The sequence below is a fragment of the Cohnella sp. LGH genome (assembly GCF_017671885.1).
GTDB lineage: Bacteria > Bacillota > Bacilli > Paenibacillales > Paenibacillaceae > Cohnella > Cohnella phaseoli.
This window is the reverse complement of record NZ_CP072117.1, coordinates 5714592-5731325: the sequence shown is the minus strand read 5'-3', so window position 1 is coordinate 5731325 and position 16734 is coordinate 5714592. Positions and strand designations below refer to the sequence as shown.

The window sequence follows — 16734 nt, the reverse complement described above, 5'->3', positions numbered from 1 at the left end:
AAGCATAGAGGAAGGGGCAAGGAAAGTGAGAAAGAATGCAAAGGCAATGGGCATACTGGCTATTGCCGCTATGATGACAGTGATCTCTGCTTGCGGCGGCAATAACGACAAAGGAACGAATGGCAATGAGGGGCAACCCACGCAATCTTCCGCGAGCGCGAGCCCGTCGCCGGTTGTCGAGAAGGAGAAAGACGAGATTACGCTGACGGTTCAATTTCCGAAGTCCGATAATGTAGTGGAAATTCCGATCTACGAGGATAAAATGAAACGCTTTGGCGAGAAATATCCCCATGTCAAAATGGTTAAAAACGACTGGTGGTACAAGTCCGACGAGATCGGCATCAAAATGGCGGCTCACCAAGCACCATCCGGCTTCTATGTCCCGGCTACGGAAGGCGGTACGCTAGTTGGTCATGGGTGGGCGGCAGATTTGAATCCGTTCCTGGAGAAATACGAGTTTGCCAATGACTTTAATGAAAAGCTGACCTCGCAGTTTACGGTGGACGGCAAGTTATATGCAGTTCCTAAAAATGCCTACATTTCCTCCATCATCATTAACAAGAAGCTGTTTGAAGAGAAGAATGTGCCTATTCCTTCCTTGGATTGGACATGGGACGAGTTCTATGAGGCGGCGAAAGCGACCGCCGATCCGGCCAAAGGAATTGCCGGCTTCGCGATCATGGCCAAAGGGAACGAGGGCGGATGGAACTGGACGAACTTTCTGTATCAAGCGGGCGGCGCTGCGCAGGAGGTGCAAGCCGATAAGGTTGTGTCCACGTTTAACTCCGACGCAGGCGTGAAAGCGATGACGTTTATGAAAAAGCTGAGATGGGAAGGCAATGCATTGCCGCAAAACTGGGCGTTAAATTATGGCGATGTATACAACTTGTTCAAGCAAGGACGCGCGGCAATCGTGCTTGGCGAAAGCGGGCAAATCGAGGATGCCGTCAATAACGGCGGCATGAACAAAGAGGATCTGATGATTCTTCCTATGCCGTCGATGGAACAAGGCGGCCCGCATGTTGGGGTGCTGGGCGGCAATTATATGATCGTAAATCCGCAAGAATCGTTAGAAGTGCAGCAGGCCGCTTTTGACTTCATCACCTTCGATATGTTCAAGGACAGCGAAATCGATGTGTTAAAAACAGTGCTGGAGGACCGCAAAGCCAAAGGCCAGATTAAAGCGTACGGCAGTGCCGCTTACTACTACAAAGCCGATTCCGAATTCGGCCAAAAGTTTGAAGCTCTGCTTAACGAGTATCCGGACAACGTATACAAGCTCGACCCTAAGGTCATTGAAGCCATGGTCGGCATTCCCGAGCCGGCGTATAACGGGCAGGAGTTTTACGGAGCGATTACGAACGTGATGCAAGAAGTGTTCACGAATGAGAAGGCGGATGTAAAAGCTTTGCTGGACGAGGCCGCCGCAAACTTCGATAATGAAGTGCTTTCCAAGGTGACCATTCAAAAATAAGCAACAGCAGCTATCTCTCTTGCAGGAACGTTCTGCAGGGAGATAGCTTTGCTATTTGTTGCGGAGGGCGGAAAGGTATGCTGGAAATACGCGAAGTAACGGACTTGGAAACGGGACTTGTCTATACCGGGTTTGGACGGAAGGGCAGCAACACGGTTCATTCCTATTTTACCGTGATGTCCTGGCGTGCAGATAGCCGCTTTATCCTGATCGGAGCGGATGTGGATCCTGCGACTATGGCCGGTAAGATAATGGAAATCGATTCCGCGACCGGCTCTGCAAGAGTGATCCAGGAAGACATGCTATGCTATAACGGATTAGTGTCGGCTAACGACGTTTTCTGCTACAGTACAGGTGCAGAGCTTATGGCGCTGGATTTGAGGACGGGTGTGCGACAGCTTATCGCGAAGCAACCGAAGGGGTGCCCCTTTCTTGAGCCGCTATCGATTACGAACGAGGGTAAACGCCTCGGGGTTTATTGGGAAGAAGCGGGGAGGTATGCGATCGGTACGGTAGATACGGCGACGGGGGAGGTTCAAACCGTTATATGCCCGGATTTTGCAAAGCCTTATACTATCGCTAATCATGCGATGATTAACCCTGTTTATCCGGAGCAGCTGTTTTATGCCCACGAGGGCAATACCGAGCACATTGTCGACCGTATTTGGTCTGTTGCTACAGAGACCGGCGAAGCTTGCAATCTCTATGAGCAGCGGAGGCTGCCTGGAGGAGAGAACGGCGAATATGTCGGACATGAGATGTGGTCCTATGACGGCGAGTGGCTTTATTTTGTGAAATATTCGCATAGCCCAACGGCGCCCGTAGGCATTTGCCGCGTAAGTCGCGACGGCCGTTCGGTTGAATTCATTAACGGGGAACATCGCTATTGGCATGCTTGTCCGAGCCCGGACGGTCGTTACGTGGTCGCGGATACGCTGCTTGATGAGGGGGAGGGCAGCGAGATTGTGCTTGTCGATCTTGCAACGCGCAAGTCGCGGCTGCTCTGCCGCGTCAACCGCTGGAACCGCCATCCGGGCCATCCGCATCCGTCCTTCAGTCCCGACAGTCGTAAAATCGTCTTTACCTTCGCAGATGAACACCGTGATTTACGTGTCGGAATTATGGAGCTAGCTCCATCACATAGGGAGGAACAGCATGCATACGATCCTGGTTGTAGACGATGAAGCGATCGTTTGTCAGGGTATCAGAGAATTTCTAGAGAAGTCCGACCTGCCTATTGAGCAAGTGTTAACGGCATCCAACGGCTATGAAGCGCTTGATTATTTGCGGATGGAAAATGTGGATTTAGTGCTAACCGATATTCAGATGGACGGGATGAACGGAATTGTGCTGATGGAATCTATTTTATCGGAAAATCCGGATGTGCCCGTCGTCGTTATCTCCGCGCATGACGAGTTTGATTACGCGCAGAAATGTATTCGTCTTGGAGCGCGCGATTATTTGATTAAACCGGTATTGCTGAGTCAACTGATAGAAGTTGTGAATAAGGAGCTAACGAGACGATCGGAAAAATACAAGCTGCGAGCGGAGGACTCGCTTAAGCTGAAGTTTTCGATGACCGGCGTGTCTTCCCTGCGTACTTATTTTTTGAATGAGATGATCTCGGGCTCGCTCGCGCATGCGGATGATTATCGATTTATTTGCGAGCAGATTGACGTTACGTTAAGCGGGCCGTATTACTCCGTATTCGTAACAGAGCTGCAATGGGAAAGAGCGGGCATCGAAGGAGAAGCGATTATGCTGCTGCGCGATCGCAATTTATTGAAGTATGCGGCAGTCAATATCATTGAAGAAACGCTAACGAATTGGGATGCGATTTCATTTTACAGTTATGGCAATAAAGTGGTAACGATTCTGCAGCTGGAATGGGATGACTATGAGACCAACAAAGCGGACAATATTTCAAAGCTGAACATGGTTGGCAAAACCATCGTTCAAAATATCGGGCAGTACTTGAATATGGAAGCCATTGTGGGGATCAGTCCGATTCAAATGGGGCTGCAGGCTCTTCCGGATAGCTATCGCAAGGCCTCCGAAGCGACGAAATGGTCCCCCTCGATGATCGATCATGACCGTGCGATCGTACAGCAAACCATTGCTTATATAAGAGCGGAATTCCGGAATCAAGAATTGAAGATCCAGGATATTGCAGATCATGTCTATCTAAGCCCGAACTATTTGAGCTTTTTGTTTAAACGCATTGCCAACGAGACCGTGTGGGAATACGTCACCCGCTTGCGAATGGAAGAGGCCAAACATTTGCTGCTGAATACATCGAAGAAAAGATACGAAATCGCAGACGAGGTCGGGTACGAATCCCCCGAGCATTTCAGCAGAGTCTTCAAACGTTATTACGGAGAAAGTCCGAATGCGGTCCGCGGATAATGGGGTGTTGGATGTGTTGGGCAAATTAAAATCTAAATCGATGACCCTGACGGGGAAGGGGATTCTATTCGTTCTCGTATTTATTTTGCTCCCCGCGCTCCTTATTTTTTGGGTGGCCTCCAATCAGGCTACTCTAGCGATTAAACAGCAGGTAAGCAATGCGCTGGTGGAACTGAATATCCAGAATCACGCGACCATCGATCGGGTGATGGATGCCATAGATCAGAACATCGTAAACATGATGAGCTCAAGCCTGATTCAACAATGGAATACGCCTCGTCCAATTTCGGAAAGGCAGCGCGTTAAGCAATATGTAGCTACGGAGAACTTGCTGGCGAATTATTCGGTCAAAGAAAAGTATTCTTTATTTCTATTGGAGCATGACGCGGCGGATTATTATTTTGTTCCGCCTCCCGATATTTCGGATTCAGGCGTGTTCTTTTTAGATCGGGAAGGCGGAAAGTGGCTGGATAATGCCCTGAACGCCGGCGGGGCGGGAATTGTTCAGCCGATTAATCAGCTTGGTTTTGCTATCTCTCCCAAGCAGACCTTTGCTTATTTAAGGGCGGTATCGGACTTGACCACTGGCAAGAGAACCCGGAATGTCCTTGTGGCCACAGGAATTGAGACGGTTATTCAAGAAGCGCTTAACGCGATCAATCTTCCCGAGCAGTCGCGGAAGTTCCTGGTCGATCAAGACGGAGTGGTGCTGGCAGGGGGGAACTCCGAATTTCGCAGCTTTGCTTTTCCCGAGCAAGGAGAGGAACTTCGGCCCAATGTATGGATGACGAACGACTCGATGTACGTTTATCATGATAGTCCAATGTACATGAACCGACTCGTGTACGAAATTCCGTTAAAATCGGTACTGGGTTCGCATACAGCTGTGCAGGACATTATTAAAATTACGGCGCTGTGCTATTTCGCGGTCATTTTGCTGTTTATTTTTTATTTCAGTAAATCGATTGTTCGTCCAATGGCTCGGCTTGCCGCCTTCACTCGCATGTATGAGCCGGGCAAAAAGATGGCCAGATTCAAGGAGGGGGAGCGCAAGGATGAAATCGGTTTGTTCTACAGCTCCTTCTTTGCCATGACAGAACGCTTGAATCAATTGGTGAAAGAAAAATATGTGATGGAGATCAAACAAAAAGAATCGGAGCTGATTCTGCTTCATTCGCAAATAACCCCGCATTTGCTGTACAACACGTTGGACTCCGTATATTGGTACGGCATTCGAGGCGGAGTGCCGGAGGTAGCCGAGATGGTAAGGGATTTGTCTACCGTCCTGCGGATTGGGTTAAGCCGCGGCAAGGAATTGATTCATATTCGCGAGGAGCGGGAGCATGTAGAGGCATACTTGCATTTGCAGGAAAAGAGATACGAGCATTCCTTTCAGTTTCGACTGGAGGTCGATCCCGCTGTCGAAAATTGTTTGCTGCCCAAAGTAATAATTCAGCCGCTGGTGGAAAACAGCATCTTGCACGGCATTGGCAAAATGGATGGAGAAGGGGAAGTCTGCATTCGGATTAAAGAGGCTGCCGACGAGGTGCGAATTACGGTGGAGGACAATGGCTTTCGATCTGTGAACTTGTCGAAGCTGAGCGATATTCTAACCGGCAAGGCCGATCCGGACCAAGGCTTTGGCATTCGCAATGTGAATAAGCGAATTCAATTGAGATTCGGCTTATCGTACGGTTTATCCTATGAGCTGCGAGAGGAAGGCGGATTAAGGGCGCTCATAAGATTGCCCAGAAGGTTCGGAGAATAGATCATAGAATGCGGAGAAGTCATCATCGGTAGGAAAAAAGTTAGCGCTTACAATAAGGGGGGTAAAATAAACGAGAGGGTGTGAATGAAATGATGGCAAACAGGTGGATAGCAAGCACTCTGATCGTATTTCTGCTATGTGCGTTTCCAACGCCAAAACTTCTATTCGTATCGGGAGCGACCGCATATGCGTCCGAGCAGCTCGAAGAGACCTTGATTAGCGATTTTGAGAGCGAGGAGGAGGTATGGCAATTCGGACTAGGCGATGGGGTAGGCGCACAAGGGGGCTATTCCAGGGACGAGACGGCTTCGTTTACAGGTACTTTCTCCGGTCGGCTAATCGGCAATTTCGACACGGGAGGCAAATTTGTCGTTCTTGGGAGAAGCTTTATCCCCATAGACATGAAGAGCTTTTCCTTTCAAATCAAAACTTCGGATATTAATAAAATAACGATCCGCTTAAGGGACGCTAAGGGGCAAGTCCATCAGCAGACGATCGAACTGCAAGCTACGGAAGATTGGCAGAAGGTCGAAGTAACGGCATTTGATCGCGGCTTAGGCTATCTGTCCTTCGGCTCGGGAACCCCGGGCGTCTGGAACGGTCCTGCGGACCGGATCGAGTTTCTTTTGGAGAAATCTCGTTTAACGGGAGGGAAAACGAGCGGCACCGTGTGGATCGATGAGATTAAGGCTATGGCCGTTCCGCAACAGGAGCTATGGAAGACCGAGATCGGAAGCTTCGAGCAGGCAATCGATTTATGGGAGCTTGCCTTTGGCATGGAGTTTCCGGGGGCGAGCGGCGATTTCATTCGCGATACTGCGGAGGTCAAGTCCGGCGCCTATTCCGGCAAGCTTTCCGGCAATTTCAGCAATGGAGGCAAATACCTTTCGCTCGGGAGAGACCTGCCGCCGGTTTCTATGAAGAAGCTGGAGTTTTGGGCTAAAACGTCGGATGCACAGTGGGTAACGCTGCGTATTAAGGACGGCTCAGGCCAGGTGCATCAACAGAAGGTCCCCCTTACGCCAAACGGACAATGGTCCAAGGTGGAACTATTGAAATTCAACGGAGGCAAGGATTACTTCTCCTTCGGCGGCGCGAACGATCAGAAGTGGCATGATCCGGTGCAGCGCGTCGAGGTGCTAATGGATCAGCCCAGCTTAATAGGCGGCAAGTTGAGCGGGGATATTTGGCTGGATCAAGTCGAGATGACTTCTGAATTTCCAGAGCTGACTGTCCAACAGAAGCAGTTGGGCAATATTTATCTGGATTATGAGCCGGTAGCCTTGCAGATCGCGACACAGGGGACGACCGTTCAGTGGAGCGTATACGATCATCTGGAGCAGAAGGTGCTGGACGGCAGCGAGACCGTTGCTAATCATTTGCTGGATTTGACGATTCCGCTTCAGAGCTATGGCTATTATACCGTCACGATCGACGCGGAGAAGGATGGACAAACGATTGCCGAGACGGAACTGTCTCTGGCGCGTTTGTCCGCGGAGGACCCGACGTTGGCGGAGGATTCGCCTTTTGGCATTTCCACGCATCTGGCATGGGCGAAGGAAGGCTGGAGCACGGAGCTAAGCAAGCTGATTCGGCGCGCAGGGGCGAAAAGCTTCCGAGATGAGATCACGTGGGAGTCGCTCGAGTACGAGCAGGGAAAATATCGCAAGCCGGCCAATCGGGATGCATTTATGAAGCGAACGCAAGAGGATGATTTGAATCCGTTTATTATATTGAATTATACGAATCCTTTCTATGATCAGAACAGTACGCCATACACGGCTGAAGGCCGCGAAGGCTTTGCCGACTACGGCGTTGCTCTCTTGGATTTGTACGGCGATCGGATTAAATCTATCGAAGTGTACAATGAATTTAACGGCAGCTTTGGCTCCAGAGGCAACGGCATTGCCGGCTCAAGACCGGATAGCTATTATGAACTGCTTAAAACGACTTACGAGAAAATAAAGGCGGCCAATCCGGATGTGACGGTAGTCGGTATGGCGACAGCGGGAACGCCTCTAGATTGGATTGAAGAAGTGTTTAAGCTGGGCGGCTTGAACTATATGGATGCGATGTCGATCCATCCTTATCAGAGTCAACGTCCGCCGGATGGAATGGTTCAAGCTGTGCGCAGCACGCAGGAGCTTATGCGCCAATACAATAATGGTCGGGAAATTCCCATATGGTATACGGAGATTGGCTGGCCGACCAAAGCAAGCATAGGCATTCCGGAAAATTCGCAAGCGAATTATGTCGTCCGCACTTATGTGCAAGCTCTTGCGGAAGGCGTAGAAAAGGTATTCTGGTACGATCTCATGAATGACGGCATGCAAGAGGACTATTATGAGCATCACCTTGGCCTGCTTCGCAATCGGGCGGATGAGAAAGGGGCATTTACGCCAAAGCCGTCTTATGCCTCCTATGCGACGATGACAAGACAATTAATCGGTGCGGATTTTGTAGAACAGGAATATGCCGGAACCGATATTTTCAGCTATAAATTCAATAAGTCCGGAGAAGAGCTGCGCGTCGTCTGGTCCAATGAACCGCTTCAGGCAGCAATCGATACGGACGTTCCCATTCAAATTACGGATATGATGGGCAATACCGAGACCTATTCGCCTTACCAGGGAAAAGTGTTTTTAACGTTGTCCGGCGAGCCTCATTATATTAAAGGCTCGATTCGGGGGATTGCCGAATCGTCTATGTTTTCTATCTATGGCGATTCTGTAGTTGCCGGGGAACCGGTTGCCTTAACGCTGCAGATGAACAATGCGGGCGCAGCTCCCGCTAAAGTCGGCTTTGAATTTGAAGGGAATCGCTATGAGTTGGAGGCGGCAAGCGGCCAGTCTAAGGTAATGCTGCTGCAGCAATCGGCAATTATGAAGAGCGGTTCTCGGATTCTGACGGGCTTCCTGCTGGACGGGGGCCAAAGAATAGGCAAGCTGCAATATGTCGCGCAATCTCTTCACCCCTATGAGGTAAAGGTTTATCCCGTTTTGAAGGCCGCTAACTTGGAGAATAAAGCGGTCGCGCTGCAAATTAAAAATTTCTCCAAGCAGAAGCCGTTAGTTATTAACGGGGTTGAATGGAAGCTCGGGAGCCAGCAAGGATTGCAGGGCGACAGGGTTCAGATCCCGCCGGACAGCACCGCTGTCGTAGAAATTGAGTTAGAGAATCTGAATAGGGAGGTAAGCTACCCTGTCCAGATGAAGGTTATTTTCGAAGAGGCGGAGCCTTATGAATATCAAGGCAATTTTGATTTCAACCCTATCCACATACGCACCGTTGAAGTCGACGGCAAACCGGATGAAGGTATAGTGGCTGGCGTGCCAACTATTCATTTGTCTAATGGCACAGTCAAAATGACGGATTATAAGGGATCGACGGATCTGGATGGGCAATTCTGGTTTCATTTCGATCGGGATCATCTCTATTTAACTGCAAAAGTGACGGATGATGTGCATGCTTATCAGGCAGCAGGGGCGGATATTTGGAAAAACGACAGCATTCAATTTGCTATTGCACAAGGCGTACCGGGAAGCGCTTCGGAATGGTATGAGTACGGCGTATCCGATACGGCGAATGGGCCGCAAATCTATCGCTGGAATGCTCCGACAGGGGTAGTGAGAGGGCCGGTATCCAACGGGCAATTACAGATTACGCGCGAGGAGGAGCAGAAGCTGACGGTGTATGAACTGGCGCTGCCATGGTCCGAGCTTGCTCCAATTCAGTATAAACAGCCTGACGGTATCCATTTTTCTTTGCTGGTTAATGACAATGACGGCAGCGGCAGAAAAGGCTGGATCGAGTGGGCATCCGGCATCGGGCTTGAGAAAAAACCAAGCTTGTACAGAACGATGCAGTGGATGGCCGATGAAGCGACGTGGACGGCTCCGATTGCCCAATCGGCGTCCTATCAAACTGTAGCAGGTACTGTTCTTCAAGGATTCCTACAAGCGGAGCATGATGAAGGCACGACTCTTCGTTATGAGATCATAGATGCTGCCGCGCAAGGAAGCGTGACGATGATAGATAGCCTGACGGGCGAATTCGAATACAGGCCGAATGCTTCGGCATCCGGGGAGGATACGTTCACCTTCCGCGTCAACGACGGTTATGAATATTCCCATACAGCTGTAGTGACGATTTCCATTGAAGCTAAGGCAACTAATAATCCGCCTGCATCAACTGGAGGTTCTGCGGCGGGCGCCTACATTTCCACGACAGGCGAACTGTATTTGCCTGCAGGCGAGTCGGGTAAGATTAGCTTGGGAAATCGGATTCAGCTTGTACTTCCCTCAGGTTCAACGAAAACAGGAACGCAGCTGACGATAACCGAAGGGAAGGCCGATGCGACGCTGAAGTCGTTGAGTCCCGTTTTTGAATTAAGCAGCAAGCCGCTCGTTCAACTGCAGAAGCCGGGGGTCGTCAGCTTCGCCTTTGATTCGGAGAAGCTGGGTAAGGGCCAGACTGCGGCAATTTGGCGCTTGGATAACGAGAAAAAGCAGTGGATACAGGTAGGCGGCACAGTAAAGGACGGCCTCATTTCAACTGAACTGGAGCAGCTTGGCCTATACGCTGTATTGGCTGTCGACGGAGAAAGGGAAGGGACTGAGCCGAATCAGCCGATAATGCCGGAGTTTGCCGATGTACAGGGGCACTGGGCGCAGGCTGAGATCAAACGGGCCGTACAGCTCGGAATTATACAAGGATATTCCGATCAGACCTTCCGACCCGATCAATCGGTCAGTCGCCAAGAGCTTATTGCGATGCTGGATAGAGCGCTGCAGCCGCAAGGCCATGGGGAGGCGATCAGCTTTATCGATCAAGCGAGCATTGGAGTATGGGCGAAGTCCAGTATAGTCAAAGCCGTTCAAGCCGGGTGGCTCACGGGCTATGCGGATGGCAGCTTCCGTCCGACTGCAGGAATCTCGCGTGCCGAGATGGCAGCCGTGTTAGCGAAAGCGGCAAAATTGTCTGTCGGAGGTCGCGAAAATACCGGATTTGCGGATGATGACAGCATACCGCCATGGGCCAAGAGCTATATCTCGGCGGCAGTCGAGGGGGGCCTACTGCAAGGTCGCGGCGACAATCGCTTCGCTGCTTCAGGAGTTGTTACCCGTGCAGAGGCTGCGGCAATAGTAGAACGGTTAGTAGCTCGTATAGCCGACTAGTACGGATTTCGCATAAGGATTGAAGGAATCGGACCTGATCCAGCTAGCATCGGATTTGAGAATAGCCGCTATCGACGACGTTGGCAGACGTTGTCGGGAGCGGCTTTATTCAATTGCAGGAAGTGAAAGGGGACGAAAGAGGAAAAAAAAACGCCCCTCCAGCTGTTAGCCAATGTCTAACAATTGGAATGCAGTTTAGTGCGGACAGTTTTGAATACGGAAATTTTTCATATATAATAACTTGAACCGAAGTTTTGTTAGGCTGCCAATGGCTACTAAAAATATAATTAATTGAGGGAAGCGTATGAATTTTTTGCGGGAGTTTTTTGCCAACAGTATAGTACGAAGAATCCTGTTTCTTTTACTTGTCGTTTTGTTGCTGTACAGCTTAAGAGACATGCTCAATTTACTGTTGCTGCTGTTTCTTGTTACCTTCGTCATGGGACGCCTGGAGGGCTTCATTACGAAGAAAATATCCAAGTTGTTTCCTATATCGCCTAATGTCGTTAATACGATATTATATGCCGCATTAATATTTGGACTCGTATATGGAATTGTAAATTATATTCCAAAGCTTATTAGTCAAATTTCCGATTTATATTTTTCCATTATTAAATTCATAAATACACCTCAATCGGATGAAATGGCTGAGCTGGTCTCCACCACGCTTGGCAAGCTGGAATTAGAGCAATACGGGGGCCATGCCTTAAACTATATTTTGAAGATTGGCAAATGGGCAGAGGTTATTGTATTTGTTATCGTATTGAGCTACTTCTATTTAATCCAGAAGCATACCGTCAATAATTTTACGGAAAAGTTGAGCAAAAGCAAAATCAGTTGGGCCTACAATGAGTTTAAATACTTTGGCCAAAAATTCACCTCTTCCTTCGGCAAAGTGATTGAGGTTCAACTGATGATTGCCGTATTCAACACGGTTCTAACGATTGTCGGGCTGTGGATTATGGGCTACCCGTATTTGTTCGCTCTAATGATTATGGTATTTTTACTGAGCCTTGTGCCGGTAGTCGGTGTGATTATTTCCTTCATTCCGATCAGTATTATCGGTTACCAAATAGGCGGTACCTCAACGGTTATTTGGGCGATTGTCATGATTTTGCTTATTCATGCAGTGGAGACCTACTTCTTAAATCCTAAGTTGTACGCTCATAAAACAAAGCTGCCGATGTTCTACACCTTTATTATTCTTATCTTCTCCCAGCATTTCATGGGGATCTGGGGACTTATTATCGGGATTCCGATCTTTATGTTCCTGCTTGATATTTTTGAAGTTGATCAAAGCAACAGTGAAGTATCAGAAAAGGAAGCGGCACAGCTTCCGGGAGAGGGCTCGAGCTCCAAGTAGCATATGTCCCGATACCTTAGTGCTATGCTGGATGAGGGAACCTCTGCATTGGATGAAAGCAGTGACAACGCATCAGGAAACGCCGGTTTGAACTGCGTAATGAAGCGAGTGGAATAGACCTTTTGTACAATAAATCGTACAGGAAGCAGCGTTCGGGGGGAGAAGTCGCCGGTTTTGTACGATATTTCGAGCAATAATCGGAATTCGAGGCCAAAAGTCTTTACCGTTGTACGAAAAACCGTACAAATCCTGCAATTGGAAAAGTTAAGGTTGCCAAATTGTCCAGGTCTGGCATACAATAACGTCACAGGTAATGCATAGTGGCGAAGCACGCCCCGTTATTCCTTCCGTTATGGAGGGAAAACGGGGCTTTTCTATTTTAATCGACCGATAAGGGGGGGAGTAATGTTGAGTTTTGAAGTTGAGCATGAAAAGTGGTTACAGAAGCATTTGTCCAAGCGCCATGGCGAGCGGAAAGATGCGCTTAGAAGAGGACACGGATTTGGAAACCAGTTGTTTGTGGAAAAAATCTGGTGGTTGCTTATGGGACATTTTAATGGTTTGCATCCGGAATACGAGGTTGGAGATTGGCGAGGGAGATCTTACTTTGTAGATTTAATGTGGGTCGTAGGCGGACAATATTTTGTTTTCGAGATTATGGATTATGGCACGCATGGCACAGATCGGACCAAGTATCGTATGGACTTGAATCGCGCTCTGTTTTTGCAATCGCAAGGATTCCATTATGTCGAGATTTCTTTGGATGAATTGAAGGAGAATCCGAAATTTGTATTGGCCATGCTACGAAGTATATTGGCGCCTTATTTAGCGGCAGCTACTGTGCAGGGAAGAGATACGAATAATTACGGCAAAATAGAGCGACAACTGATGCGCCTAGCTATTCGTCACCAGCGAGCGGTTCTTCCTTCGAAAGCTGCGCGAGAGCTCGAATTAACTAAGGAAACCGTCATCAAGTATTGCCGCAGTCTTGTAGATAAAGGGAAGTTTCGGGCGATACCGTCAGGAACCTCAGGTAAAATCTATCGGTACGAATATTTGGGTTCAACACAGAGTCCGGACTTGGTTTAGGGTAGCGTGATTGATTTTGTACTGAATGTCGTACAAAAGATCGGATAAAGCGAGTGTCTTGAGCTTTTTTGTACAATAAATCGTACAGGAAGCAGCGTTCGGGGGGAGAAGTCGCCGGTTTTGTACGATATTTCGAGCAATAATCGGAATCACGGAGTCCAACACTACTACTGAATTACGACTTTCGGATAGTATCGTCACCCTTCCCGACAATGATATCTTAATATTGATCATGACCGGGAAGGGTGAGAGACTTGCGGAGAGTGAGATTCAATAAAGTTATCCTCTGGGCGTCTATTTTCCTGATGCTGTTCAGCATGTTCCCACCATATGTTGCCGAAGCTGCGGTAAACGACAGCCAGGGTAAAGTTCAAACCGTTACGTTCAAGGACATTCAGTCTCATTGGGCGTACAAAGATATTATGGAGCTTGCGGCACAAAGCATGGTTTCGGGCTTCGAGGATGGAACCTTTCGGCCGAATGGCGATGTAACGCGGGAACAGTTTCTGAAAATACTCGTTGATTTAAGAAAGCTTCCGACGGGTCCCAGGGAGGTTCCGTTTCGCGATGTGGAGCAGAAACGTTGGTCTGCCCCTTACATTGCTGCGGGGGTAAAGCAGGGCATTCTGATTGTCGAGGAATACTCGGACGGCTTCAAGCCGAGCCTGCCGATTACGCGTCGCGAGATGGCGATCTGGATTGTGAGAGCGCTCCAGCTTGCGCCGCAGACGGAAGAGAAGATGCTCGGCGAATTGAAGGATCAGGGAGAGCTCAAGAGCCATCGCGACCTGATCGAAGCCGCGCTGCGAACGGGAATTATTAGAGGCTACCCGGATGGCACGTTCAAAGGCGGTAACAAATCTACGCGGGCGGAAGCGGCGACTATGGCTGTGCGCGCGCTTCATTATTCACCGGAGCAACCGTCAGCGTCATCGTCATCGTCGAACTCGGGAGATACGCGTAAAATCGTCGAATACTTGCCGGAAGTGAAGATGAGCAAAAGCAAAAAGTATGCGAGAAAAGATGACAATACATGGGTCATCCACGATCCGGATTTGATATTGAACGTTGGCGATGTGTTCGTCCTGCCTCCGAATGATGAATTTTTCGGCGGTATTGCGAAGAAGGTCGTGTCCGTTCGCAAGGAGGATGGCGAGCTAGTCGTGACAACGTCCGTGCCCAAAGTTCGAGAGGTTTTCTCCAAGCTGGATGTGCATACGACCGAGGCGATTGATCCGAAGCTGCTTACCCCGGCTGATCCTTCGATTCAAATTATTACGAACGTACCGGATTCAACCGCGAAGCTTGCTTCCGCACAGGATGTGGCGCTGAAGCTGCCCTGCTTCATGATCAAGATGGATAATGTGAAATACGATGGATTTGCCATGGATGCGCGGATGAACTTTTGCAACTTGGGCGTCGATGCGGATATCGGACTTGATGTGGATGTAGATTGGTTTGATGTGGATCTGGATTTCTATGCAAAATTGGTATTAACCGGGGACGTTACAACGAACGTGAATGTAAGAGCGAACAAAGCGATAACCAAGCCCGTGTACATTCCTTTGACGACTCCGTACTATGTACCTGTCTTTACGGGCGTGTTTATTAAAGGGCAGCTCTTTTTGAAGATTGAGCCTGACTTCAAAGCTTCGCTCGAAATCAAATTCGAAGATCGCTTTCATCTGGAGCAAGGCTTCTCCTTATCGTCGAGCAAAGGCTTCCAACCGATCAACAAGACGACGAACACGGCAACGCTTGATGTGAATTCCAAGTTGAATGCCAGTCTTGCCGCAGGTCCGGATGTGCAATTGACGCTGACCCTATTAGATATTGCTTATGCCGGTCTCGAGCTGTATCCGGGAATCAAGGCAGGCTTCTATCGCTATTATGAACAAGGGCGATGCGATGAAATTCGGGTGGACGCCTTTCTCAAGCTGGATGTGATCGCAGGTTATGATGTGTGGGTAGCCAAAGGGAAACTCAGTAAAACATTGATCAACTTAAACTATCCGTTATTTGAACATGAGCTGCTCTGTCCTCCGCCGCCGGCGCCAGGGAATTTGAAGGCTCAGCTCATACGTGAAATCTTTTATCCGCCGCAGTTGGCCATAACGATCACCGATCGCATCAACGTTCAGCTAAATTGGAGTGCCGCCAAGGATGCAACGAGCTACATGGTGAAGCGTGCGGACGCTCCGGGAGGTCCGTTCAAGACTGTGCGTTCCAACGTTAAGACTGTCACTTATACGGACACCTCAACTGCAAGGGGCAAAACGTACTATTATCAAGTTGTTGCTGTGAATCAACATGGCGAGGGAGCAACCCAGGTGTTGCCGGTTAAGATCGTCGATCTACCGCCGCCGCGGCCTACCGGTCTGAAGGCAAAAAGAGACGGGTCGGGGGTTGCGCTCCAATGGGATCGTCTGGATGGAATGCGTTTTGCGGACAATAGCGGCGGCCCGCTGGGACTTCAGATGGAACACAACGGGATTACGTATAACGTGAGGCGAAGCGATAAGGTAAATGGCGGTTTGATGATACTTGCTAAGAACCTGACGGATGCCAAGTTCACGGATACGAACGCCCAATGGAATGAGAGCTATCTCTACGTTGTCACGGCTGTAGATTCTAATGGGGAGAGCGGTCTGAGCAACTGGGCCTGGGTGGATAAAGGTAAGCTGACGGATCTTGACTTGCGAATCAACCCGGATATCCTCATTAGGGAAATACCGGAGTCCATCCAACTGATTAAACCTCCTGCTCCCGACAACTTCATCGCGGAGCCATACAGCGGGAAAGTTGTCCTAAGTTGGAGCCAGGTGCAGGGCGCGACAGGTTATTATGTAAAGCGTGCAAATGCATCAGACGGGGTTTATGAAACGATAGGTTCTGTAGTTAGCGGTACGACGTTCACAGACACAGCGGTTGAAAATGGCAGAACGTACTACTACAAGGTGACAGCGGTGAATAACCTGGATTTTGAAAGTAAGGATTCCCGGGTGCAGGCGGCTAAACTGGAGAAGACCGGAATTCGCGATATCATTACGCCGATCAACCCGAATGTCGTCATTCCGATCAACCCGAATCTGGTACTTCTTGCCGCACCGGGAAATTTCCAGGCGGATACCGAGCCGAGCAGCGGGAGGGTGGTGCTGAGCTGGAGCGCGGTCAGCAGCGCGGCAGGCTACAATGTGTGGCGCTCGGACGCTGCGAACGGCACATTCGTGACGATTGGCGCCAAGGTCGGCGGCACGGCGTTCACGGATACGACTGCCGCTATCGGCCAGACGCACTACTATAAGGTTACGGCAGTGGATAACAAAGGCAACGAGAGTCTCGCTACGCCTGTCAGGTCGGCGATTCCTACGCGCGGGATCAGGTAGAAGTTCTAATAAAAAGCCGCTCTTCCCATGGATGGAGGAGCGGCTTTTTGTCGATCGACGGTTGACTAAAA

8 protein-coding genes are annotated in these 16734 nt (G+C 49.4%); all 8 read left to right on the top strand.

All coding sequences use genetic code 11. The annotated features are described in order from the left end of the window. Nucleotides 1-25 precede the first annotated feature (25 nt). The 8 genes from J4772_RS24210 (at nucleotide 26) to J4772_RS24175 (ending at nucleotide 16663) form a co-directional block, all read left to right on the top strand. Nucleotides 26-1474 carry an ABC transporter substrate-binding protein gene (locus J4772_RS24210; protein ID WP_209071744.1) on the top strand — a complete coding sequence of 483 codons (1449 nt, stop codon included), beginning with the start codon at nucleotides 26-28 and terminating at the stop codon, nucleotides 1472-1474. A gap of 77 nt (nucleotides 1475-1551) precedes the next feature. Further along, entirely contained in the window at nucleotides 1552-2658 is a 1107-nt protein-coding gene (locus J4772_RS24205) for a TolB family protein (protein ID WP_209071743.1), read from the top strand. After that, entirely contained in the window at nucleotides 2630-3880 is a 1251-nt protein-coding gene (locus tag J4772_RS24200) for a response regulator transcription factor (RefSeq protein ID WP_209071742.1), read from the top strand. The genes J4772_RS24205 and J4772_RS24200 overlap by 29 nt, the downstream gene beginning before the upstream one ends. Beyond that, nucleotides 3864-5648: a cache domain-containing sensor histidine kinase gene (locus tag J4772_RS24195; protein WP_209071741.1), complete on the top strand. Its 1785-nt coding sequence runs from the start codon at nucleotides 3864-3866 to the stop codon at nucleotides 5646-5648. The genes J4772_RS24200 and J4772_RS24195 overlap by 17 nt, the downstream gene beginning before the upstream one ends. 89 nt (nucleotides 5649-5737) lie before the next feature. Then, nucleotides 5738-10825, top strand: coding sequence for an S-layer homology domain-containing protein (locus J4772_RS24190; RefSeq protein WP_209071740.1), 5088 nt, complete (start codon nucleotides 5738-5740; stop codon nucleotides 10823-10825). Nucleotides 10826-11129: 304 nt separating this feature from the next. Next, nucleotides 11130-12188, top strand: coding sequence for an AI-2E family transporter (locus J4772_RS24185; RefSeq protein ID WP_209071739.1), 1059 nt, complete (start codon nucleotides 11130-11132; stop codon nucleotides 12186-12188). A 405-nt stretch (nucleotides 12189-12593) separates the two neighbouring features. After that, complete coding sequence (locus J4772_RS24180) at nucleotides 12594-13277, top strand: hypothetical protein (RefSeq protein ID WP_247740837.1); 684 nt, start codon at nucleotides 12594-12596, stop codon at nucleotides 13275-13277. A gap of 263 nt (nucleotides 13278-13540) precedes the next feature. Next, complete coding sequence (locus J4772_RS24175) at nucleotides 13541-16663, top strand: S-layer homology domain-containing protein (RefSeq protein ID WP_209071738.1); 3123 nt, start codon at nucleotides 13541-13543, stop codon at nucleotides 16661-16663. Nucleotides 16664-16734 lie beyond the last annotated feature (71 nt).